The sequence below is a fragment of the Chryseobacterium sp. CCNWLW53 genome, from assembly GCF_037083525.1.
GTDB classification, from domain to species: Bacteria; Bacteroidota; Bacteroidia; order Flavobacteriales; family Weeksellaceae; genus Chryseobacterium; species Chryseobacterium lathyri.
The window spans coordinates 77,516-102,555 of the sequence record NZ_JBAOJR010000003.1 but is presented as its reverse complement, the minus strand read 5'-3'; the positions used below and the strand labels follow the sequence as shown (position 1 = coordinate 102,555).

Genomic DNA, 25,040 nt, shown 5'->3' with positions numbered 1-25,040 from the left:
CCTACTTTTTAATTAATCTAGCAATATACTTACCAATGATGTCAAATTCTAAATTAACTTTATCTCCGATTTTAAGATGCTGCATATTCGTAAACTCCCACGTATATGGAATAATAGCTACAGAAAACTGTGTATCTTCACTTTTTGCTACCGTGAGGCTTATTCCGTTTACCGTAATGGACCCCTGCGGAACAGTTACAAAACTACCGTTGTCTTCATATTTAATGGTAATAAAATAGCTTCCGTCTTTATTTTCAATTCCTGCTACCTCACCGGTTTTGTCAACATGTCCCTGTACAATATGTCCGTCTAATCTTCCGTCCATCTTCATGCATCGCTCAAGATTTACCACAGTACCCACGTCCCATTTTCCAAGATTGGTCTTTTCCAGTGTTTCGTTGATTGCCGTTACTACATACTGATCCTCTTTAATCTCAACAACTGTAAGACAGCATCCGTTATGGGCAAGGCTTTGATCTATTTTTAGCTCGTTCGTAAAAGGGCATGTTAATGTAAAATCTATGTTGCTTCCTTTTTCTTCAATCTTTTCAATAATGCCAACTGCTTCAATAATTCCTGTGAACATATTATTTTTTGCTAAATTTGTAAATTATAATCTTCAAAGATAATCAAAATGAGCCCAAAAAACCATAAAGTACGAGTAGGAATTTCAATCGGTGATTTTAACGGCATCGGTCCGGAGATCATCATGAAATCCCTGAGTGACAAAACCATTACGGATTTTTTCACTCCGGTGATTTTTGGCTCGGGAAAGTTATTTACCTTTCAGAAAAATATTTTCAAACTGAATCTGAACTTCAACTACATTAATGAAGCATCGCAGGCTCAGGCAGGAAAACTGAATATGGTGAACCTCACCAAAGATAATGTGAATGTAGAACTAGGTGTTCCTACAGAAGAATCTACCAAAATGGCTATTGATTCTCTGGAACTGGCCACCGAAGCTTTAATGAAAGGAGAGATTGATGTGCTTGTTACAGCGCCTATCAATAAAGATGAAATGGTAAAAATGGGCTTTAAACATGCAGGACACACAGGATATTTCGAGGAAAAATTCAGTAAAAAAGGACTGATGTTCCTGGTTACAGAAGATCTGAAAGTAGCTGTTTCTACCCATCACATCCCCATTGCCAGTGTTGCAGAAAATATTTCCAAAGAAAAAATAAAAAAACAGATCAGAGCCCTGAACCAGACATTAATAGAAGATTTCTGCATACAAAAACCAAAAATTGCAGTATTGGGGCTAAACCCTCACGCTGGAGACGGAGGTGTGATCGGAAAAGAAGAGATTGAGATTATAGAGCCAGCAATAAAAGAGCTTTCTGATAATGGAATACTAGCGTTTGGACCTTATCCTGCAGACAGTTTCTTCCAGCCTAATAAATACAAAAGCTTTGATGCTGTTTTAGCTATGTACCATGATCAGGGACTTGCCCCATTCAAAACATTAGCCTATGAAGAAGGCGTAAACTATACAGCAGGACTTCCGTTTATCAGGACTTCTCCGGACCACGGAGTGGCCTACGATATTGCAGGAAAAAACATTGCTGATGAGCAGAGTTTTACTGAAGCTATCTTCACCGCTATTAAGATTTTTAAGAACAGAAGCGAATATAATGACCTGATGAGCAATCGTATGCAGCCGAGAAAAATGGCTGTGGATAACGGAGTAGATGAGGATCTTCCTGATGAAAACGAAGGATAAATTGTTAAAACAAATTTTAAATTAATTTGTTATGTATTTTATTTGTTATTATAAAAAAATTGCATATTTTTGCACACTCATTTTATGGACAAGTTAAGAAACTATGACGTAAGCTTTTCCGGACTTAAAAACGGGAAGCACGTGTTCAAATTTGAGATAGATAAAACGTTCTTTCAATTATTTGACACTGAACAGGAATTTACAAATCCTAAAATAACAGCTGATGTTTTTCTTGAAAAGCATACTACATTTTTAGAATTTGAGATCAAAGTACATGGAACAGTAGAGCTTATTTGTGATATCACAAATGATGAATTCGACTACCCTATTGAAAACGAGATCGGAATTTTAGTGCATTTTGGCGAAGAATACGACGACAGCAATGAAGATGTCATTACCATCCCAGCCTCAGATCACGCATTCAATGTGGCACAACTGATCTATGAAAATGTACAGCTTGCTATACCGATGAAGAAAATTTCACCGAATGTAAGCGATGAAGATCTGGAAATTCTGAACAGGTTCAGTCCAAAAGATATTGAGGAACCCGAAGAGGAAAATCATGAGAGCGATCCCAGATGGGATGCACTGAGAAAATTAAAAGACAATAATTAAATAAAATAATTTAAATATGATGAGATGATGAATCTCATCGCTCATCAATTAAAAAAGTTATTCAAAATGGCACATCCTAAGAGAAGACAGTCGTCCACAAGAAGAGATAAGAGAAGAACTCATTATAAAGCAGTAGTTCCTCAATTAGCGAAAGATGCAACAACTGGTGAACTTCACCTTTACCACAGAGCTCACTGGCATGAAGGAAAACTTTACTACAGAGGTAAAGTAGTATTGGAAAAAGAAGTAGCAACTACAGAAGAAAACTAAGAGTCGCTTTTCACTGAAAAAGCCTCATTTTAATACAAAAACCGCCCAATTTTGATAAAATTAGGCGGTTTTTTGTTGTTTTTTGTGTTTTTTTGGTATCTTTGGGACAAAATCAAATATCAAATTTATGGACATTAAAGACATACAAAATCTTATCAAGTTTGTATCTAAAGCTGAAGTTTCAGAAGTAAAATACAAAACTAAAGATTTCGAAATCACTATTAAAACTCCATTAGCCGGTAGCGATGCGGTTTATGCACAACCAGCAGTTTACCATACAGCTCCTCAGGCTGCAGCGGCTCCTGCTCCTGTAGCAGCTCAGGCAGCGGCTCCTGCTGAAAAAGCAGAAGCAGTATCTGATGACAGCAAATATGTGGCTATCAAATCTCCTATGATCGGTACTTTCTACAGAAAGCCTTCACCAGATAAAGATGTATTTGTAAATGTCGGTGACGAAGTTTCTGCAGGAAAAGTAGTTTGTGTAATCGAAGCAATGAAGTTATTCAACCAGATCGATTCTGAGATCAGCGGAAAAATCGTGAAGATCCTGGTAGACGATGCTACTCCGGTAGAATACGACCAGCCTTTATTCTTAGTAGATCCATCTTAATTTAGAAGTTAGATGTTAGACATTAGATGTTAGACTTAATTCTGCATTCAAAATAACATTACCTAATTTTCAAATTATCTAATTTTCAAATTGAAGAAGATGTTCAAAAAAATATTAATAGCCAATCGTGGCGAAATTGCAATGCGTATTTTACGTACATGCAAAGAAATGGGGATCAAAACCGTTGCAGTATATTCTACTGCCGACAAAGACAGTCTTCACGTAAGATTTGCTGATGAAGCGGTTTGTATAGGTCCTCCTATGAGTAAGGACTCTTACCTTAAAATCCCTAATATTATTGCTGCAGCAGAAATCACTAATGCTGACGCCATTCATCCAGGTTACGGATTCTTGTCTGAAAATGCTAATTTCTCAAGAATCTGCCAGAAAAATAACATCAAGTTTATTGGTGCTTCTCCTGAACAGATTGAAAAAATGGGCGATAAGGCAAACGCTAAAGCAACGATGAAAGCAGCAGGAGTACCATGTGTACCTGGTTCTGACGGATTAATTGAATCTTACGAGCATGCCGTAAAAGTGGCTGAAGAAACAGGATATCCTGTCATGATCAAAGCTACCGCAGGCGGTGGTGGAAAAGGAATGAGAGCTGTATGGAAAGCTGAAGATCTTAAAGACCACTGGGAATCTGCGATTCAGGAAGCTGTAGCGGCCTTCGGGAATGGAGGAATGTACATGGAGAAACTGATTGAAGAGCCAAGACATATCGAGATTCAGGTTGCAGGTGACCAATTTGGTAAAGCATGCCACCTTTCTGAAAGAGATTGTTCCGTACAGAGAAGAAACCAGAAGTTAACTGAAGAAACACCTTCTCCATTTATGACTGACGAACTTCGTGAGAAAATGGGTGAAGCTGCTGTAAAAGCTGCAGAATTTATTGGGTATGAAGGAGTGGGAACTATTGAATTCCTTGTAGACAAGCACAGAAATTTCTATTTCATGGAGATGAATACAAGAATCCAGGTAGAACATCCTATCACTGAGCAGGTAATTGATTATGACCTGATCAGAGAGCAGATTCTTCTTGCTGCAGGAACGCCTATCTCGGGAATCAACTACTACCCGAAATTACACTCAATTGAGTGCAGAATCAATGCTGAAGATCCATATGCAGACTTCAGACCTTCTCCGGGGAAAATCACAGGATTAAATATCCCTGGTGGACACGGGATCAGAGTAGATACTCACGTATATTCAGGATACACAATTCCTTCCAACTATGACTCAATGATCGCTAAGCTTATCACTACGGCTCAAACCCGTGAGGAAGCTATCGCTAAAATGAGACGTGCATTAGAAGAATTCTATATTGAAGGGGTAAAAACAACTATTCCGTTCCACAGACAGCTGATGGATAATGAAGATTATCTGGCCGGAAACTATACGACAAAATTCATGGAAGATTTTGTAATGGATAGAAAATATGATAATCACTAAGATTATTGATCTATAAATTTTAAACTGCCTCAAACGAGGCAGTTTTTTTATACCCAATTTTGCAAAACTTCATTTTTTGAGAAAAATATCGATCTGCATTTCAAAATCCTTCCACTCGTCCTGTCTATCGGAAGTTAACAAACTCTTAATGTAAAAACCTATAAGCAACTGATTACCAATAAACAAATCACCTAACAACTGTTAGTCGAAGAATTACGACACTTTTTAAAATTCTTTTAAAAATTTTTTCCTGATAATATAATTACTTCTAAATTTGGTGACATAAGATATCCAATCACACAATATTAACATTTAAAATTTACTAATCATGGCAGAAAGAAATTCAAGAGGAATTCTAAAATTCAATGGCGGTGAAGGACAGAAGTTATTAAAACTTAACTACAGTGTATCCCGTTCTACAGACGTATCAGGAAGAGTAGCATCAGATCCTTCCAATGCTCTCATCAAAATCACAGTTGAAGCTACAGAAAAATCAGATATTCTGGAAAGTCTTCTGAACGGAAAATACAAACCTACAACCGGAGAAGTAACGTTCAACAAATCTCACGAAGAAGGAACACTGACTACTCTGAAATGGGAAAACGGATATGTAATTCAGCACGAAGTAGATTTTGACGCGGTAGATGACAACAGTATGTACATCAGCTTCGTCGTGAGTGCCGAGCATATTGATCTGGGTAATTCTTCTTATAGAGCAGAATGGCCTACATCTTAAGAATATAATTTCTATATCAAAAAACAACAGACAGAATGGTAACCCGAAGTGAGGGATACTGTTCTGTCTTTTTTGTTGTATTGACGGTCACTATTTTAACCTAAAAAATATAACCAAAAAATGGTTAAGCTTATTTATAAAAACAAATAATGGTCGCTAATATTTCTTTTAAATGAGTTCCTGCAATATGATCCGAAAACTTCCCGTACTTTATTAATATGATAATAACAACATCCTAAAAATAATAGAACCCATTCCGGAAAGATATAAAACCTACACCCCTTGATCAGGAAAAGAAATATTTTCTAGAGGAGCATAACATAGCCTTAAAATACACTTTAAATCCCCAGTTGTACTGTATTACGTTTTTGTTCATGCATCTCATTAATAATGCTTAAATTTGTCAAAAACCGAAACATATGTCAACAGCAGCAACAGCAAAAAACTCACAGTATTTTATTGACCTTGAAGACAAACATGGAGCCCATAACTATCACCCTCTTCCAGTGGTTCTTGACCGCGGCGAAGGCGTTTTTGTATGGGACGTGGAAGGCAAAAAATATTATGATTTTCTTTCAGCATATTCTGCTGTGAACCAAGGACATTCCCATCCTAAAATTGTGGCAGCTTTGGTAGATCAGGCCCAGAAGCTGGCCCTGACATCAAGAGCATTTTACAATTCAAAATTAGGCGAGTATGAGCAAAAAATCACTTCCCTTTTTGGATTTGATAAGGTACTTCCTATGAATTCCGGAGCTGAAGCCGTAGAAACAGCCGTAAAATTAGCCAGAAAATGGAGTTACGAAGTAAAAGGAATTTCAGAAAATGCAGCCAAGATCATCGTATGCGAAAATAATTTCCACGGAAGAACAACTACCATTGTTTCTTTCTCCAATGATCCTGATGCCAACCAGAACTATGGACCTTTCACACCCGGATTCATAAAAATCCCTTACAATGATACTGCAGCATTAGAAGAAGTTCTGAACAGAGAAGTAGGAAATATCGCTGCATTTTTAGTGGAGCCTATCCAGGGTGAAGCCGGTGTTTACGTTCCGGATGAAGGTTTCCTGAAAAACGCTTCTGAATTATGTAAAAAACATAACGTACTGTTTATTGCAGATGAGGTGCAGACCGGTATCGCAAGAACAGGACAGCTTATTGCATGCCACCATGAAAATGTACAGCCTGATATTCTTATCTTAGGAAAGGCCCTTTCCGGAGGGATGTATCCTGTTTCTGCAGTATTGGCTAATGACAGCATTATGAATGTAATCAAGCCGGGACAGCACGGTTCTACCTTTGGAGGAAATCCTATTGCATGCGCCGTAGCCGTAGCAGCATTGGATGTGGTTGCCGATGAGAAACTGTCCGAAAGAGCCGAACAGCTGGGACAACTTTTCAGAGCCGAAATCGAAAAAATTATCGAAAACAACAGTCTTATTACCAAAGTAAGGGGAAAAGGCCTTTTGAATGCTATTTTAATTAATGATACTCCGGACAGCTCTACAGCATGGAACCTTTGCCTACAGTTAAAAGAAAATGGACTTTTGGCCAAACCTACCCACGGAAATATCATCAGACTGGCACCACCTTTGGTTATTACAGAAGAGCAGCTTTTAGACTGTGTCAGAATCATTGAAAAAACTATTACAGAATTTCGTTAATGAAGTTATCAGTCTGTTATATTGTTTTAAATGGAGAAAGAGTCATTGAAAAAAGCATCAGCAGCGTCTACGAGATTGCTGATGAGATAATAGTCGTTGATTCTTTTTCCACAGACAAAACTGAGGAAATCTGTATGGGGTTTCCGAAGGTAAAATTTATCAGAAAAAAATTTCACGGCTTCGGCTGTCAGAAAAACTATACCCTGTCTGAAGCTTCCGGAGAGTGGATCCTGTTTTTGGATTCCGATGAAGTTCCGGATAAAACGGCTGTTGATGCTATCAAAGAAATTTTAACCAGTTCCAATCCTTCCTATAACGTCTATGAGATCCACTTCAACAATATTCTGCTGAAGAAAACCATACAATATGGCGGCTGGGGTAATGTGTGGAGAGAAAGATTCTTCAGAAAAGGGCACGGAAAATATTCTGACGATTTGGTACATGAATGCTTTATTACACAGGATAAAAAAGGAAGGCTTCCCGGAAATATTGATCACTACACCTATAAAAGCATTGCCCATCATATTGAAAAGATCAATAATTACACACAGCTGATGGCAGAAAAAAAGGTTTTGAACGGGAAATCAGTGTCTCTTTTTAAAATTATATTTTCTCCTTTTTATGACTTCATGAAAACCTATTTTTTTAAACTGGGCTTTCTGGATGGCGTCGCCGGATTTTATATCTCAATCACCGGAGCATTTTACACCTTTCTGAAGTATATAAAAATTAACGAAATCCATAAATTCAAATAATTTCTTCGGATTAAAACTAAACAGCCGGCTCAATTCTATTGCAGCCGGCTGTTCTGCTATATAATGCCATAGATTTAATCATCTAATGCAGATTGTTATAAATAGCCGGATGACCTCTATTTATCGCTTTACTGTCCTTGCTTAATACTTCTTACTTAACTTTGTGTTCAAGTTGTTTGCTAGCTTAAATCTTATTTTAAGCTATTTTTAAGTTAATGCGTTCAATATTTAATTAATTTTGAATCTTGTAACAGATGTCTTTTTTTGTAGACTCATACATTATTCAATCAGTTAGTCAGTAATAAACAATAGAATTATATAAACCGTAAATAATTTTATAGACAGCATTATATAAAACACGGTTTATACATTCATATAGCCATGCTCAGATTTATTAAAAGAACATTCGGATTCTCAGGAACAGAAAGTGTTCGCATTCTCATGTATCATAAAGTTTTGCCGGAGAAAAAAATTTCCGGCAAAGATTTGCTGACCGTTTCGGCAGAAGATCTGGAACAGCAGTTTAAATACATTAAAAATAATTATAACACCTTATTTTTTAATGAACTGAAAACCAACAGCCAGTTGAAAAACAAACTCATTCTCACTTTTGATGATGGCTACCTCAACAATCTTCAATACTTAGTTCCTTTGCTGGAAAAATACTGTTTGAAAGCCACCATCTTCATTCCAACCGAACTTATCCAGAAAAGCGAAGCGGATGAAAACCGCCAGCTCATGACATTTGACGAGATCAGATCGTTAAATCCTGAAATCGTTGAAATTGCGCTTCATAGCCACTCTCATAAGAACTTTTCTCAGATCTCACTTCAGGAAGCAGCAGATGATATTCATAAAAACATCCGTACCCTGGAGGAAAAAGCAATCCCTTTCACCAAGGTACTCGCCTACCCTTATGGCAAATTCCCTAAGAAAGGGGAACAAAAAAAAGAATTTTTCTCCCTACTCGAAAAAGCAGGAATTATTTCTGCAGTACGCATCGGTAACAATATTGCCTATTATCCCTGGAAAAATAAATTTGAGATTAAAAGAATTGATATCAGGGGAGGTGACAGTTTCGATGTATTTAAGTGGAAATTAAGGCTCGGAAAGATTAAACTTTAATTCAGTAGTTCATGGTAAAGCTTTTCATAAGCTCCTGCCATTTCCAGGTATCCGAATTTTAGGGCTCTCTGCTTTAACTGTACAGCATATTCATCCGTTCCGGAGCTATAAGCCTGCATTCCGGATGCATAAACCTGCTGCATATGTTCCGCTGAAAAATCATCAAAATAAAAAGCCAAATCTCCCCCTATCTCAGGAAGGCTTGTTAATGTGCTTAAAAAAACAGGTTTTCCAAAATACATGGCTTCCACGGGAGGAATTCCAAAACCTTCTGCCAATGAAGGATGGCAATATGATTCGCAATGCTGAAGAAGAAAATATTTTTCGTTATTATCTATATTTTCCAGGATGTGCACTTTATCTTCCAGTCCCAGGTTTTTTATTTTCTCCAAAAATTTCTCTTTATAGGCAGATTTTGCAGATGAAGTTACCAATACCAGGTCTCTGTCATTTTTTGAAATAAGATCCAGAAGTACATCCTGATTTTTTTTTGGGAAAAGCACTCCGATATTTAAAATATATTTCTTCCCGATGAAACTGTACCTGTTCTTAGAAGTGAACTCCGTGGTTTCGGGAAAAATGAGTCCGTTATAGACTACTGTTACTTTAACGTCATTTTTTAAAGTAAAAAGCTTCCTGTTCTTAAGAAAATCTTCTTTTACAAATTCTGAGATACAAACGATGGCATCTGCATTACCTATATTTTTCTGAACGAGTTTTGTGTCTTTTTTCACTTTTTGTTCCAGGCTTCCATCGTGAAGAAAATTAAGATCATGAAGCGTTACTACCTTTTTTTGTCCTTTTTTTACGGTATGAAAATATTTGGAAAGCTGATGAGCGGTATGAATCAGGGAAAAAGGCTGAGTATTTATAGAAAATTTCTTCTGCCAGAACTTCCAGTCGATAATATTAAATTTTTTTTTCGTCTGTAGAATATTTTTTTTTGGTCCGTAAAAAGTATACTCAAAATCAGAGGTTTTCTCGTCCAGACCCTTTATTAATGAAACACATACGTTGGCAATCCCCGACTTCGGGTACTTTAATCTTTCGACATCAATAAGAATTTTCTTTTGCATTCCGGTCAGGCTTTTCATCAAAAATATAAATTTAAATATGAAATTTTTATTTTTGCAGTATGAAAATTTGTTTAATCAGCTTCGATTTCTGGAATTATGATGAACACATAGTGGAAAAACTGAGTGATAAAGGCATTGAAGCATGCCACATCAACATCGGAGCCTTTACCCACAAAAATACCGGAGAGCGTATAAAAAACACGTTCAGCAAGATTTTTCTGGGCAAAAATCCAAAATATCACAAAAGACAAAGTTTCATACTGGAGTCTCTGGAAAAAATAGGACGACAGGATCAAATCCTGGTCATCAATCCTGAGGCTATTGACGAAAGCATCCATCAGAAGATCAGGGAATATACGGACCGGAACATTGCCTATCTGTATGACAGCATGGCGCGGAACCCGGCTACCCATCTTCTACATTATTTTGATACGATATTTTCTTTTGATGATGAAGATGTAAAGAACTTCGGATTCGAAAAGATTACCAATTATAATTACCTGGACCATATTCCGGCATCCAATCAGCGTCCGAAGCTGGACCTGTTTTACATCACATCGTATGACCAAAAAAGGCTTTCTGCCTTAAATATGTTAATCAACCGTATACATCCAATGAAAATAAAATTCGAGGTCTATATGGTTGGAAAAAAGGGCTGGAAAAATAAACTGAACCAGATCATTGATAAAAAGAATATTGATATTTTAAAGTTCGGAAGAAAAAAGATACCTCATCACGTACTTCCCGCCTATTATAAGAATACTAAAGTTATCCTTGACCTGATGCGGGCCGACCAGACCGGACTCAGCTTCAGAATATTTGAAGCCATGGCTCTGGAAAAGAAAATTATTACTGATAACCCCACCATCAAAACGTATGATTTTTATAATCCCAATAATATTCTAATTTTAGATAAAAATTTTAGTAATATTAAAAAAAGCTTTTTTGAAACTCCATATGAAATACTTCCGACAGATATTTATTATAAATATACTTTGGATAATTGGATAAACACCATTTTTAAATTAAATAAATAATGAAAGTCTCTGTTGCACTCTGTACATATAATGGTGAAAAATTTTTAAGAGAACAACTAGATTCTATTCTTCATCAAACTAATTATGTAAATGAAATTGTGGTTTGTGATGATGGATCTACTGATCAAACAAAAAATATTCTATTAGAATATCAAAATAAATTCCCGAAAGTTTTTAAAATCCATAGTAACGAAAAAAATTTAAGAAGTGTAAAGAATTTTGAGAAAGCCATATCACTTTGTACAGGTGATATCATTTTTCTAAGTGATCAAGATGATAGATGGAGAAAAGATAAGGTTGAAAAAATTTTAAATTATTTTCAAGAAAATCCTGACATATCAATAATTGCGACAAATGGCTTTGCCATTGATGAAAAAGGAAATTTGATTGAAAGGTATTCCCTTTGGGATGCTAGCGAATTCTTGAAGGAGAAAAACTTGAAAGTAGATTACTTTAAAATTATCTCTTATATTTCAAATATTGCAACAGGAGCAAGTATGGCAGTAAAGAAAGATTATTTGAAAAATATATTGCCATTTCCTACCTTAGATGGACTTCACCATGACGAATGGATTGCCTTAGTTTCTTCTTATGAAAATAAATTTGAATTGCTAAACGAAAAATTATTTTACTATAGAGAGCACTCTTCTCAACAAGTAGGAGGAGTTTTTTTTGATAAAACACCAAAAAATAAGTTATTTTTATTACAGTTTTTTGATTTAAGTCTTGAGCATCAAAGCTTTTCCTCTCTAAAAAGAATCATTAAAAAGTTATCCATATCATACGAAAAATCAAAAAAACTTCTTTCAAAAATAGATGACACAGAAAAACTATATTTTATAAAAAATAATATTCCTATAATTGAAAAGGAATACCTTACTGCAAAAAAAATTATGATAAAAAAATATCCTGTACGTGGATTTCTTCTCAATTTCACGGATAAAATTTTCAATAAAAGACAGCTGAATAAATGAAGATAGTTAATAATAAAAATATTCTCTTAGCGGTTCCTTCTGACTTTGAAATAAATATAAGGATACAAAATGAGTTAAAAAAAATGGGTTTCAAGGTTTATTTATATCATTATGAATTTACATGGAAAGTTCCATTAAAGCATATTATTATTCACAATTATTATAAAATTTTCAAAAGAGATAGGAGCTATAAAACAAACATTAGACCTATTGTTAATAAGAAACGAGAAAAAAAATATCAAAAAAAATTTTTAGATTTACCTCAACTTGATTATTCTTTAATAATACGTCCCGATAATTATCCTATTGATTTTTTAGAGCAAATTAATAACAAATCCAAAGTTACCGCTGTATATCAATGGGATGGAATGAATAGATTTCCTGAAGTAAAAAAAATTGTAGATATTTTCGACAGATTTTTTATTTTTGATAAAAATGACCTTAAAGAATTTCCCAGTTCCATTCCTCTAACCAATTTTTATTTTGAAGAAGAAGTACTTCCTAAAACCGAACAAGATATTTTTTTCATAGGAAGCTATCTTCCTGAAAGAATGGACCTTATCAATACTATCGCAAAAAGGTTCAATGAAATTGGTTTTAACAGTAACATTAATATTCTTTGTCCTCATAAGGAAATATTGAATAGAAAAGATGAATATCATTTTAATCTTATAGAGACTGCTTACACATTCAAAGAGAATCATAAAAATATTCTAAAATCAAATTACATTCTTGATCTAGCCAATCCTATCCATAACGGATTGTCCTTTAGAACTTTTGAAAGTTTAGGATATCGCAAAAAACTTATTACAAATAATATTTTGGTAAAAGAATACGACTTTTATCATCCTGATAATATTTTTATATTTGAAGACAACAAAATGACTGGCCTTGAAGCATTTATAAAGAAACCATATAAAGAATTATCTCCGGAAATCTATGAAAAATATTCTTTTTCAAACTGGATTAAATACGTTTTAAATATTTCTCCTTTCATACAAATTAATTTACCATGAGTATAGAGATACAAAAAGATTCTATCATTTATATACTGTGTCCTGCACATTTTGCGACTGGCGGACCCGAAGCTTTACATCAGCTTGGAAAAGCATTATCGGATTTTGGATATAATGTTTTTATGCATTATTTAGATAATGAAATGGGCTCCATAGATAATCCCGTAAATCCAAACTATGAACAATATGGAGTCAAATACAGCCAGATTTTGAACAATTCATCAAAAAATATAATAATATTTCCAGAAACATATTGCATACATCTCTGGGATAAAAAATATTCAAACTTAAAAAAGCATGTATGGTGGCTAAGCGTTACTAATTTTTTTATTGTGCTAAAAGATTACACTGCTTTTTATGAAAGTAAAAAGAATTTTAAAATTCGTAATTTTTTTAGCCCTTTTCCCATTCCAACTGTTAAGAGAGTGAGAAAAAGCAAGGCAAAACATATTGCTCACTCTTTTTATTCTTTGGAGTTTCTTAAAGAAAACAAGTTTGATATTGAAGGTCAAATTTCTGATTATATGAGCGAAAGTTTTCGTAAAGGAGAAAATTATAGAGGCTTTAAAGAAGATATTATCATTTATAATCCGAAGAAAAACGGAGAATTTCTTGAAAAAATAAGAAGGCAAAACCAACAATATAAATGGATTCCTTTGGAGAACATGACTCCAGAACAAGTTTCTCAAAATATGAAAAAAGCAAAAGTTTATATTGATTTCGGATATCATCCGGGCAAAGAAAGAATGCCCAGAGAAGCATGTATGATGGATTGTTGCTTGATAATTGGTAAGAAGGGTTCTGCTGCCTATAAGGAAGACATGCCTATCCTTGAAAAATATAGATATGATTTTGAAGACGAATGTATTCCTACAATAACTGAAACAATTAAAGAATGTATGGAAAACTATATTTCTTCTTCGGGAGATTTTCAAGATTATAAAGCTATTTTGTTAAAGGAAAAAGAGACTTTTGAAAATGCCGTACAATTATTATTTAAAAAAATATAAAAGCCAAGAGACAAGCTTTCGAGACAATCTCTAGTTTTTTATAATCTCAAATCTATTTCAGTTCTTTTTAATTGTAATCCAAGCCATCTACCAATACAAAATATTTCCCCGAGGCTATTATTCCTATTAATTTCTAAATAATTTATTCCTATTAATTTTTAATTTATAGAAATTAAAAATTCAAAAAAACGAATAACGGAAGTGTAAATAATCCTTAAAACGTATAATTTTAAGTAAATTTGCACAAAATTTTTATTGAAATGGGGAAAGTAAGAGTTCGTTTTGCTCCAAGTCCTACCGGACCATTGCATTTGGGAGGCGTAAGAACCGCATTATATGATTATCTTTTTGCCAAAAACCAAGGTGGTGAATTTGTACTTCGAATCGAAGATACAGATACGGCTAGATATGTAGAAGGAGCTGAAGACTATATCGAAGAAGCTTTAGAATGGTGCGGAATCGTTCCTGATGAAAGTCCTAAGAAAGGAGGGAAGTTTGCCCCTTACAGACAGTCTGAAAGAAGAGACATCTACGACAGATACACAGCGCAGATCCTGAAAACAGATTATGCCTATATCGCTTTTGATACTCCTGAAGAACTGGATGCCATCCGTGCTGAATTTGAAGCCAACGGTGAGGTTTTCTCTTATGATAATAAAACCAGAAACCGTCTCAGAAACAGTGTTGCACTTTCCGAAGAGGAAGTTCAGAAGTTACTGGATGAAAAAACACCTTATGTGGTAAGATTCAAAATGCCGGTTGACAGAACATTAAACCTTCAGGATATCATCCGAGGAAATTCTTCTGTGAACACCAATACACTGGATGATAAAGTTCTTGTAAAGAACGATGGAATGCCTACTTATCATTTTGCCAACATCATTGATGACCACGAAATGGAAATTTCCCACGTGATCCGTGGTGAAGAATGGCTGCCATCTTTAGGACTTCACACTTTATTATACGAAGCGATGGGATGGGAAGCACCTCAGTTTGCCCACCTTTCTTTAATCCTGAAGCCTGATGTATCAACTTTAATTAATAAAGATAATATTGACAGCATCACAAAATCTTTTGCAGAAGAATTCGTTTTGAAAAACAGCCAGTTTTCTTTTGATGAATCAGCAGAGCTTATTAAATCTTTCTTTGCAGAAGTAAAAAGCCCGAGATTTAAATCAATGCTGGGCGAAAATGATAAAGATAATCCGTTAACCGCCTCTGTAAAACAGTTTTTAAAGAAGGGCCTTTCCGGGAAATTAAGCAAAAGAGACGGTGATAAATTCGGATTCCCTGTGTTTCCCTTAAACTTTACGGATCCTAAAACAGGAAATGTTTCAAAAGGCTATAGAGAAAGTGGTTATCTTCCTGAGGCATTTATTAATATGGTCGCTTTGTTAGGCTGGACTCCTTCAGATGATAAAGAAATCTTATCACTGGAAGAAATGGGTAAAGAATTTGATCTTCATAAAGTACATAAAGCAGGTGCCAGATTCAGCAAGGAGAAATCCGAGTGGTTCAACCATCAGTATATCCAGATGAAATCGGACGACGAGCTTCTGCAGCTGTTAAAAAATACAGACATTGACCTTTCCGGTGTTTCTGATGAAAAGTTAGTAAAGATCATCGGTTTGATGAAAGAAAGAGCTACCTTTCCTAAAGATATTTATGAAAACGGAAAATTTTTCTTTAAAGCTCCGGTTTCTTACGATGAAAAAGCATCAAAAAAAGCATGGAACGAGGAGACTTCAGCTGTTTTAGGGGAATTATCCGAAAATCTTACTGCCACTGAATTTAGCTCAGAAATCCTGAAGCAGGCAGTTCACGATTTCGCGGAAAACAAAGGCCTGGGGATGGGAAAAGTAATGATGCCGCTGCGTTTGGCTCTGGTAGGAGAACTGAAAGGCCCGGATGTTCCGGATATCATGGAACTGATTGGAAAAGAGGAAACTACCTCCCGAATAAACAATGCTATCAATAATTTTAAATAGTTTTTCATAATTTTTCATAAATTTGAAAGATTTAATTTACTTCAAGAAATGGAATATTTAAGTTTCGAACTTCCTATAAAAGATCTGATGGATCAACTTCAGACTTGTTCTTTAGTAGGAGAAGAAAGTGGTGTTGATGTAAAATTAGCATGCAGCCAGATTGAGGACAAGATTTTGGAAAAGAAAAAAGAAATCTACGAAAATCTTACCCCTTGGCAAAGAGTACAACTATCCCGCCATCCTGATCGTCCTTATACAATTGACTATATCAACGGAATGGTAGATAAAGGGAGTTTTCTGGAGCTTCACGGTGACAGAAATTTCGCAGATGACCCTGCAATGATCGGCGGTTTAGCAACATTGGATGACCAGAAAATAATGATCATAGGAACCCAGAAAGGGAGAACCACTAAAGAAAGACAGTACAGAAGATTCGGAATGCCAAATCCTGAAGGATACAGAAAAGCTTTACGACTAATGAAGCTTGCTGAAAAATTCAAAATCCCTGTAGTGACTTTAGTAGATACACCGGGAGCTTATCCTGGATTAGAAGCTGAAGAAAGAGGACAGGGAGAAGCGATTGCCAGAAATATTTTTGAAATGGTTCAGCTTAAAACTCCGATTTTCACTTATATTATTGGTGAAGGAGCAAGTGGCGGAGCTTTGGGAATAGGAGTCGGAAATAAAGTATACATGCTTGAAAATACATGGTATACTGTAATCGCGCCGGAAAGCTGCTCTTCTATTTTATGGAGAAACTGGGATCATAAGGAAGATGCAGCCAATGCATTAAACCTTACCCCGAAAGATGCTTTAAGAGAAAAATTCATCGACGGTATTATTGAAGAACCCCTTGGAGGTGCCCAATATGATCCTGAAGTAGCTTATCTGAACCTTAAGCATTCTATTTTACAGAATATTAAAGCTTTTTCAAAGTTCTCAGGACAGGAACTTGAAACCCAGAGGCAGGAGAAATTCATTGCAATGGGACAGTTTAAAGGATAAAATAAAAAACGGTTAAGAAAATTTCTTAACCGTTTTTACTTATAGTTTAGTTTTAATTGATCTTAATCAGCTACGTTGAGTGCAATTTCAATATCCTGAGTAACTTTCTTGATCGAAGAATATTTTGCATCACACACCATTGTAGTCAGTACATACTCCCCTTTATCTATCAGAATAAAATTCTGTCCCTTGGCGGGAACCGTTAGATTATAATATTTTTTTCCACTTATTTTTACGATCAGATTACAGCTTGATCTGTTCTTGATATTGACATAAGCCTCATTCTTATTCATATCATTATTAAAAATATGGGTAAGCATTGCTGCCGTTTTTTTATGGGCTTCACTAGCTTCTGATTTGGCAACCCCGGCAGTTTTGGCGGAACTTGCGGAACCAACACTTGCCAGTCTCTCTTCTTTCAAAGCATTTATAGCATCATTTATCTTATCCGTGTTCTTATTTTCAACAGATGTTTTATTATTGGCTGCTATCACTTTACCGCTGTTAAGCTCATTATTCTGAACAATTTTTTCTATTTTCTCTTTACTGATCGGCTTAATCGTAGGTTTGGCTTCAGGAGAATTATCGGCCATAATCATTTCAATCAATTTTCTTTTAAAATAATCAGTTTTGGCATGTCCGGGGTTTTGTTTCAGAAAACCGGCGATCACTCTGGCCTCTTTAGAAGCTTCGGCATCCTGCTCTGTATAGATGATTACCGTTTCTTTTTCTACAACAGCCTTAGATTTCGATTTTTTCTTTTTTTGGGAGAAACCTAAGGTAAAAATGCATAGAAATATAAGTAGAAAGATTTTTTTCATTAATCAGGTCTTTAAAATAGTATTAAATATATCAATAACGTGAAAAGTCATTTTTTAGTTTATCATTAAAATCATTATCTTTGCACTGCTTTAAAATTAAGCTAAAAATTAATACTAATCTTAAATAAAAAAATAATACATATTATGTCTTATACACCAGCTGCTGCAGACGTAGCAAAATTAAGAAACCAAACAGGTGCAGGTATGATGGACTGCAAGAAAGCTTTAGTTGAAGCAGAAGGAGACTTCGAAAAAGCAGTAGATATCCTTAGAAAAAAAGGACAGAAAGTTGCTGCAAACAGAGCTGACAGAGAATCTTCTGAAGGTGCAGTAATCGCCAGAGTAAACGAGGATAACACTTTAGGGGTGATCATCTCTTTAAACTGCGAAACTGACTTCGTTGCTAAAAACGAAGCTTTCATCGAGCTTGCTTACGAATTAGCTGAAATGGCTATTTTCGCAGCTACTAAAGAAGAACTTTTAGCTACAGATTTCCACGGACTTACTGTTGCTGATAAATTAATCGAGCAGACAGGAGTTATCGGTGAGAAAATCGAGATCGGAGCATTCGAAAGAATTGAAGGGCCTTACCTTGGAGCTTACATCCACGCTGGAAACAAAATCGCTGCTATCACTGCCCTTTCTGCTAAGGTAGACGGAGCTGACGAAGTGGCTAAAGCTGTTTCTATGCAGGCTGCTGCTATGAACCCAATCGCTCTTGACGAAACCAGAGTTTCTCAGGAAACTATCGACAAAGAATTGGAAATCGAAAGACATAAACTTACTGAAGAAGGTAAGCCTGCAAACATTATCGACAATATCCTGAAAGGTAAAATGCAGAGATTCTACAAAGACAACACTTTGGTACACCAAGATTTCATCAAAGACAGCTCTATCTCTGTAGCTGACTATGTAAAATCTGTAAATGCAGACCTTAAAGTAACAGGTTTTGTAAGAGTAAGCTTAGCTTAATCATCTTTCAAAGAATAATACAGATCCCGGTGAAATTCACCGGGATTTTTTATGTGTTATGCCAGTTAAAACAATAGAGAGAAAAGTAAACGGAAGAAATATTCCGCTGATATTTATTGGTATCTGATTATCTGTACAGAGGCTGATACGAAATTAGCAGTTTTATATTACGGATGGCTTTTAATTAAAAATCATGATTAATTTTTTAACTTTTGTTATATTTATTTAACACTATTTCAAATATTATTTTAAATTTGTATAAATCCTAATTCCAGACACATGAAAAGATTTCTACTCAGCTTAGTATTAGTTCTTTTATCAATTAACACGCTCTTTGCACAAAGAGATACAGAGCACTGGTTTGCGCCTATGGCAGCAAAACCCTCCGCTTTGCTCAGTCCTAAACAGGCTTTATATTTTTCTACAGACTCAGTAACGCCTTTCCCTGTAGAAATTTACAGCAATGGTGCACTGCTTGGAACAGTAACCATTATGAAAGGTGATCCTAAAGTGTATGAGCTTACAACGGATAAAATGATCACTTCTGCTCCGTCTGAAATGTTCACCCCCATTGGTAAAGGAATTTACACTAAAGGGACAAAACCATATTATGTAAATTTCAGATTTAGTGTTACCAGCCATGGAGAAATATTAACCTCTAAGGGGAAAGCAGGAATCGGGAAGAAATTCTATGCTGCTTCTACTCCAATGACCGGACAGTCTATTACTTATGTAAATTTCACTGCAGGGGTTCTAGCTACTGAGGACAATACTCACGTTACAGTTTCAGGCTATAATGCAGGCCTTCAGTTTACCAACGGTACTACAGGAACCACAAATCCAACAATGACATTTACCCTTAATAAAGGGCAGGCATATATTATCGAAGGCCGGGACAATACGGGTGCTAATGCCACTGGCTTTATCGGTGCCAAAATAGAATCCGACAAACCTATATCACTTACAAACGGAAATTTTAATGGTCAGTTTGCCCTGCCTCCAAGCGCAGGATCCGGAGGTTCTGATATTATTATGGACCAATCCGTTCCTGTAGATAGGCTAGGAAATGAATTCGTTCTTGTAAAAGGAAACGGAGACAACAATGACGGGGATGAAGACGCAATGATTATCGCAACTGAAAATGATACTCAGGTTTTTCTTAACGGATCTACCACTCCTATCCAAACCCTGAATGAAGGAGAATGGGTAAGAGTAGGCCAGGGACCAAACAATACCTATGTATTCCCATACATTGATCAGGGAAATTCCCACTTCAATATGCACATCAAAACCTCTAAAAATGCATATGTTTATCAGCTTTTGGCTGGTCTTCCAAACAGTACAGCCACAGAAGGATTCAATTACATCCCGCCTTTGAACTGTTTCCTTCCAAAAAAAATCGATGAGATAGGATTGATCAATGAACTCCCTGAAACTTTTTCCAGTGGTACAAAAAACGTGAAACTAAACATACTTACTGAGACAGGAGCGACTGTAACAGTAAATGGAGTCATCCCTCCAACTACACAGGGTCCTTTCTCCGCAACAGGAACTACAGCATGGGTATCTTATTCTATTCCTAATATTACAGGGAACGTTACTGTTATTTCAACAAAAGCAGTTACCGCAGGTATTTCTGCAGGAAGTGGTGCTGTAGGATATGGTGGGTATTTTGCGGGATTCTCTTCAATTCCGGTAATTACCAAGCGTTCCGGAGAATGTGCTCCCGGTATTGTACTTGAAGTGGATGATACTTATGAAGGGTACCAGTGGTTCCTGAACGGAACAGCTATCGCGGGGGCAACGACCAATACATTTTCCCCTACAACTTCTGGAAACTATACGGTAAAAGTAACAATGGGTACATGTCCTCCTGTTACTACCCCAATCTATAAGGTATTTACCTGTTTAAAACTTACGACACAAACACTGAATGCATGTTCTACGAAGGTTATTACACCGGCATTCACATCTTCAACACAGACCCCTGTACCAGGTACACTGGTGATTATTACTCCGCCAGCACATGGTACAGCTGTAATAAATTCAAACGGAACGATTACCTACACTCCTACGGCCAACTATTATGGTGCAGATCAGATCGTTTATAAATTCTGTGGTAATGCTACTGAATTTATAGATTGTGAGCAGGTTACTTTAAATCTTACCGTAGTCCCTTTCGTAGTGAGAGATGCAATACTCAAGGCATGTCAATATGATGTAGATCCATATGCTTATTTTGATCTTACTAAAGCCAGCGTTACTGACTATAATGCAGTAGTTAAAAAATACTATCCTACATTGGCCGATCTTACTGCAGGAACTAACGAGATCACAGTCCCTCAGAACTATCCGTCTGCTGGAGGATTTGTGTATGTAAAAGTTACCACTAACGAAGGGTGTACAGCGAATGCAAAAATTCAGCTGATTGCTCTTCCTATAAAAAAATCGCCAATTCTTGTTGACCAGTATATCTGTGCGGACGGAACAACAAATCTGGATGCAGGTCCTGGATATGACTCTTATCTATGGAGTACCGGAGCAACAACGCCCTCCATTCAAAATGTAGGTATTGGAGAATATACTGTAGTTCTGGGCAAAAACGGATGCCTGCTGCCACAGATTGTAAGAGTAAAAAAAGCTGAAGATCCGGTAATTACCAAGATCGAAATTTCTAACACTACAGCAACAGTGGTTATAAACGGAGGAAAAGCCCCATACAAATTTGCAGTAGATTCGCCATCCAACTGGCAGGATTCTAATGTGTTCACAGGACTAACAAGAGGCCAACATACTTTCTATGTGAAGGACGCTTACAATTGCGATCCTACATCAGTAGAAGTAACGGTTCCTAATTTATTAAACGCCATTACTCCTAATGGTGATAATAAAAATGACTTTATTGACTATAGTGATTTAGCTTATAAGGAAAACCTTTCTTTTGTAATTTATGACAGATACGGAAATATGGTATTTACCGGAAACAAATTCAATAATTACAAATGGGATGGAAAACATTATGACAAAAAGCTGGTAACAGGAACCTATTGGTATCATATCAACTGGAATGAAACCAACAAAGAAAAAACTCCTATTCACTATACAGGATGGATTTTAGTTAAAAACATTGAATAAACCATTTTAAACAATAAATAATTAACCGCGATTTGAAATCGCGGTTTTTTTTGATTAAAAATCAATATTTTATACATATTTTATAATTCCAAATGAAATATTCTCCTATTTTTGCGACAATCCTAATTCCCATATAAATGAAAATATTTTTACTAACTTTTCTATTGCTGTTTATAACAGCTAATCCACTTTTTGCACAAAGAGATACGGAGCATTGGTTTGCTCCGATGGCGGCACGGAGCACCAATGTTGTCAATCCACAGCAGGCTTTATATTTCTCCACGGATTCTACCACTCCATTTCCTGTGGAAATTTACAGTAATAACGTCCTGCTGGGAACAGTAACGGTTTCCAAAGGGGGCCCTCAGACATTTATCATTCCTTTAGGGAGCATTATTACCAGCAATACTTCTGAACTTTTCGTTCCGGTAAGCAAAGGGATATATACAAAAGGTACAAAACCTTATTTCGCCACCTTAAGGTTTTCCGTAAGCAGTCATGGAGAAATCCTGACATCTAAAGGAAAAGCAGGGATCGGCAAGAAGTTTTATGCGGTAGTTTCGCCCATAGAAAATCCTATAGTTGCACTGAATTTTACTACCGGTGTGATGGCTACAGAGGATAATACTATCGTTACTGTTTCAGATTACTCTCCCGACGTTATATTTACTAACGGATGGACGGGTGTAAGCAATCCAACTCTGACTTTTACCCTCAATAAAGGCCAGTCTTATATCATTGAAGGGATTGGCGATAGAGCCGGAAATAAAGAAGGTTTTATCGGTGCCAAAATAGAGGCTGATAAACCGATTTCTGTAACTAACGGAAATTTTAATGGCCAATTCGCTATTATTCCGCCAGGTGGCTTTTTTGATGGAGCAGATATTGTCATGGACCAATCTGTTCCTACAGACAGACTGGGAAATGAATTCGTTCTTGTAAAAGGAAACGGAGATATCAGTGAAAGAATGGAGGATGCGTTAATTGTTGCTACAGAAGGCGGTACCCAGGTATTCATTAACAATGGCGCAACTCCGGTAATCACATTGAATGAAGGAGAAAGCTACAGAGTGAATAAGTTATCCAATACCAATTACATCAATCAGGGTAATAACCACTACAATATGTACATTAAAACAACAAAAAATGTTTACGTGTACCAGCTATTAGCAGGTGTTGCAACAAGTAACGCAACAATTGGATTCAATTATATCCCACCTTTGAACTGCTATCTTCCAAGAAGAATTGATGAAATAGGAAATATTAACATCCTTCCCCCTACAACCAACAATGTTAAATTAAATATCCTGACAGAAACAGGAGCCGCAGTTACTGTTAACGGTGCTACCCCTCCTGCTGCTCAGGGACCCTATCCTGTCTCTGGAACTTCATCATGGGTATCTTATTCTGTACCGAATGTTACAGGAAACGTAACAATAACCTCTTCAAAAGCTGTAACAGCAGGAATCTCCGGAGGAAGTGGCGTGGTAGGATATGGTGGATATTTCGCAGGATTTTCCTCCATTCCGGTTATTGCCAAACAGACCGGCGACTGTATTCCTGGAATTGTTCTGGAAGTGGATGACAGCTTTGATTCTTACCAGTGGTACAGAGATAGCACTCCCATTACCGGAGCTGTAGCCAACTCTTATATTCCGACACAATCGGGTAACTATACTGTAAAGATCACGGTAGGCTCATGTCCGCCAATAACTACTCCCGTGTATAAAGTATTTACTTGCCTTACGGAAACTACATTGAACGAAACGGTGTGCGACGGCGTTAAGCTGATTGTTCCAACATTTACAAATTCAACACAATCTGTGGTACCGGGCAGTGTAATCATCGTTACACCTCCTGTTAATGGTAATGCTGTAGTTGACCCCGTGACAGGGGTGATAAGCTATGCCCCTGCCTATACTTATGTAGGACCGGACTCATTTGTTTATAAGTTTTGTGGAAATAATCCTGACTTTACAGATTGTGAGGAGGTAACATTAAATTTAACAGTTTCTGAGAGTCCTATTGTTAATAATGCTTCTTTAAGAACCTGTTATCTGGAAGCGAATCCAGCGACAGGATTATTTAACCTTACTAACGCTTCAGTAACTGTACAGCCGGGAGTAACCAAGAAATATTATCCTTCTCCTACAGATGCGGACAACAGTACGAATGAAATCTTAAATCCAGCAACTTATATTGCTCCTACCGGAGTTGTGTATGTAAAAGTAATCAATGCAAACGGCTGCTACAGAATTGCAGAGGTTTCACTTACCGTTCTTCCCCCTGTAAAGTCTACTGTTCTTGTTGATAAGATTATTTGTATAGAAGACAAAACAACATTGGATGCCGGACCTGGTTTCAATGGTTACGAATGGAGCACAGGTGCTACAACACAGTCCATCCAGAATGTTGGTGTAGGAACTTATTGGGTAAAATTGAAAACGGGCGATTGTGTAACGCTTCAGACTGTGAAGGTATATGCTTCCGAACAGCCGGTTGTTTCCAATATTGATATTTCAAATACCACTGTTACCGTTTATGCAATAGGCGGAACTCCTCCATACCAGTACTCACTGGACAATATCCAATGGCAGGATGCCAACATATTCACAGATGTGGCAAGAGGAACACCTGCAGTATATGTGAAAGACAGTTATAACTGCGATCCAATAAAAGTAGAAATTACCATTCCTAACCTGATCAATGCTATTACCCCTAATGAAGACGGGGTCAATGATGTCCTCGATTATTCATTATTATCAGGCAAAAAGAATTTGGAATTCACCATTTTTGACCGATATGGAAGCAAAATATTCCAGGGAGATAAATCAAATGGCTATAAATGGAACGGAACTTTAGGCGGAAGCAAAAGAGTTTCTACCGGAAATTACTGGTTTGAGATCCATTGGAATGAACCTGCTGGTAAACAGACTGCTGTAAAATATACAGGTTGGATTCTTGTCAAAAGCAGAGAGTAAACGCTGAAAAATACAACTTCCCAAACCGCGGTTTTATCATCGCGGTTTTTTTATTACTTTTTCGAC

The 25,040-nt window shown here is 36.4% G+C and carries 21 protein-coding genes; 18 read left to right on the top strand and 3 right to left on the bottom strand.

Translation table 11 applies throughout. The annotated features are described in order from the left end of the window. Position 1 precedes the first annotated feature (1 nt). Positions 2-586 carry a riboflavin synthase gene (locus V6R96_RS09470; RefSeq protein WP_111955554.1) on the bottom strand — a complete coding sequence of 195 codons (585 nt, stop codon included), beginning with the start codon at positions 584-586 and terminating at the stop codon, positions 2-4. A gap of 48 nt (positions 587-634) precedes the next feature. On the opposite strand from V6R96_RS09470, the gene pdxA reads away from it, so the two are divergent. The 9 genes from pdxA to V6R96_RS09425 all read left to right on the top strand — a co-directional run bounded on the left by pdxA (position 635) and on the right by V6R96_RS09425 (position 8,959). After that, a complete protein-coding gene (pdxA, locus tag V6R96_RS09465) occupies positions 635-1,726 on the top strand; it encodes a 4-hydroxythreonine-4-phosphate dehydrogenase PdxA (protein WP_111955556.1) in 1,092 nt (363 codons plus the stop codon). Positions 1,727-1,810: 84 nt separating this feature from the next. Then, positions 1,811-2,341, top strand: a complete 531-nt coding sequence (locus tag V6R96_RS09460) for a DUF177 domain-containing protein (protein ID WP_336379079.1) — start codon at positions 1,811-1,813, stop codon at positions 2,339-2,341. A 66-nt stretch (positions 2,342-2,407) separates the two neighbouring features. Continuing rightward, positions 2,408-2,611 (top strand): 50S ribosomal protein L32, encoded by a 204-nt coding sequence (rpmF, locus tag V6R96_RS09455; RefSeq protein ID WP_007843326.1) that lies wholly within the window; start codon positions 2,408-2,410, stop codon positions 2,609-2,611. Between the two features lie 127 nt (positions 2,612-2,738). After that, positions 2,739-3,221 (top strand): acetyl-CoA carboxylase biotin carboxyl carrier protein, encoded by a 483-nt coding sequence (accB, locus tag V6R96_RS09450; protein ID WP_111955560.1) that lies wholly within the window; start codon positions 2,739-2,741, stop codon positions 3,219-3,221. 99 nt (positions 3,222-3,320) lie between these two features. Continuing rightward, on the top strand, positions 3,321-4,676 hold the full coding sequence (accC, locus tag V6R96_RS09445) for an acetyl-CoA carboxylase biotin carboxylase subunit (protein ID WP_111955562.1): 1,356 nt from the start codon (positions 3,321-3,323) through the stop codon (positions 4,674-4,676). Between the two features lie 328 nt (positions 4,677-5,004). Next, the gene (gene tssD, locus V6R96_RS09440) at positions 5,005-5,412 is read left to right on the top strand and encodes a type VI secretion system tube protein TssD (RefSeq protein ID WP_111955564.1); all 408 of its coding nucleotides are present in this window, start codon (positions 5,005-5,007) and stop codon (positions 5,410-5,412) included. Positions 5,413-5,831: 419 nt separating this feature from the next. Next, entirely contained in the window at positions 5,832-7,079 is a 1,248-nt protein-coding gene (gene rocD, locus V6R96_RS09435; RefSeq protein WP_336379080.1) for an ornithine--oxo-acid transaminase, read from the top strand. After that, positions 7,079-7,834: a glycosyltransferase family 2 protein gene (locus tag V6R96_RS09430; protein WP_223560379.1), complete on the top strand. Its 756-nt coding sequence runs from the start codon at positions 7,079-7,081 to the stop codon at positions 7,832-7,834. Before rocD ends, V6R96_RS09430 begins: the two co-directional genes overlap by 1 nt. Positions 7,835-8,215: 381 nt before the next feature. Next, entirely contained in the window at positions 8,216-8,959 is a 744-nt protein-coding gene (locus V6R96_RS09425; RefSeq protein ID WP_111955570.1) for a polysaccharide deacetylase family protein, read from the top strand. Here V6R96_RS09425 and V6R96_RS09420 read toward each other — a convergent pair. Then, on the bottom strand, positions 8,956-10,053 hold the full coding sequence (locus tag V6R96_RS09420; protein ID WP_336379081.1) for a glycosyltransferase family 1 protein: 1,098 nt from the start codon (positions 10,051-10,053) through the stop codon (positions 8,956-8,958). The two genes, V6R96_RS09425 and V6R96_RS09420, sit on opposite strands and share 4 nt — an antisense overlap. Positions 10,054-10,094: 41 nt before the next feature. Here V6R96_RS09420 and V6R96_RS09415 point away from each other — a divergent pair, with 41 nt between their 5' ends. From V6R96_RS09415 to V6R96_RS09390, 6 genes are all read left to right on the top strand, one after another. After that, positions 10,095-11,072, top strand: coding sequence for a hypothetical protein (locus V6R96_RS09415; protein ID WP_336379082.1), 978 nt, complete (start codon positions 10,095-10,097; stop codon positions 11,070-11,072). After that, on the top strand, positions 11,072-12,046 hold the full coding sequence (locus V6R96_RS09410; protein WP_336379083.1) for a glycosyltransferase family 2 protein: 975 nt from the start codon (positions 11,072-11,074) through the stop codon (positions 12,044-12,046). The genes V6R96_RS09415 and V6R96_RS09410 overlap by 1 nt, the downstream gene beginning before the upstream one ends. Beyond that, the gene (locus V6R96_RS09405) at positions 12,043-13,062 is read left to right on the top strand and encodes a hypothetical protein (RefSeq protein ID WP_336379084.1); all 1,020 of its coding nucleotides are present in this window, start codon (positions 12,043-12,045) and stop codon (positions 13,060-13,062) included. The genes V6R96_RS09410 and V6R96_RS09405 overlap by 4 nt, the downstream gene beginning before the upstream one ends. Next, a complete protein-coding gene (locus tag V6R96_RS09400; protein WP_336379085.1) occupies positions 13,059-14,072 on the top strand; it encodes a hypothetical protein in 1,014 nt (337 codons plus the stop codon). The genes V6R96_RS09405 and V6R96_RS09400 overlap by 4 nt, the downstream gene beginning before the upstream one ends. Positions 14,073-14,332: 260 nt before the next feature. After that, the gene (gltX, locus tag V6R96_RS09395; protein WP_336379086.1) at positions 14,333-16,060 is read left to right on the top strand and encodes a glutamate--tRNA ligase; all 1,728 of its coding nucleotides are present in this window, start codon (positions 14,333-14,335) and stop codon (positions 16,058-16,060) included. Positions 16,061-16,108: 48 nt separating this feature from the next. Further along, positions 16,109-17,065 carry an acetyl-CoA carboxylase carboxyltransferase subunit alpha gene (locus V6R96_RS09390; RefSeq protein ID WP_336379087.1) on the top strand — a complete coding sequence of 319 codons (957 nt, stop codon included), beginning with the start codon at positions 16,109-16,111 and terminating at the stop codon, positions 17,063-17,065. A gap of 62 nt (positions 17,066-17,127) precedes the next feature. Here V6R96_RS09390 and V6R96_RS09385 read toward each other — a convergent pair whose 3' ends face one another. Further along, the gene (locus V6R96_RS09385) at positions 17,128-17,886 is read right to left on the bottom strand and encodes a DUF6759 domain-containing protein (RefSeq protein WP_111955586.1); all 759 of its coding nucleotides are present in this window, start codon (positions 17,884-17,886) and stop codon (positions 17,128-17,130) included. Between the two features lie 144 nt (positions 17,887-18,030). Here V6R96_RS09385 and tsf point away from each other — a divergent pair, with 144 nt between their 5' ends. The 3 genes from tsf (at position 18,031) to V6R96_RS09370 (ending at position 24,974) form a co-directional block, all read left to right on the top strand. Next, positions 18,031-18,858 (top strand): translation elongation factor Ts, encoded by an 828-nt coding sequence (gene tsf / locus V6R96_RS09380; RefSeq protein WP_111955588.1) that lies wholly within the window; start codon positions 18,031-18,033, stop codon positions 18,856-18,858. A gap of 279 nt (positions 18,859-19,137) precedes the next feature. Further along, positions 19,138-21,993: a gliding motility-associated C-terminal domain-containing protein gene (locus V6R96_RS09375; protein ID WP_336379088.1), complete on the top strand. Its 2,856-nt coding sequence runs from the start codon at positions 19,138-19,140 to the stop codon at positions 21,991-21,993. 137 nt (positions 21,994-22,130) lie between these two features. Further along, positions 22,131-24,974, top strand: a complete 2,844-nt coding sequence (locus tag V6R96_RS09370; RefSeq protein WP_336379089.1) for a T9SS type B sorting domain-containing protein — start codon at positions 22,131-22,133, stop codon at positions 24,972-24,974. Positions 24,975-25,040 lie beyond the last annotated feature (66 nt).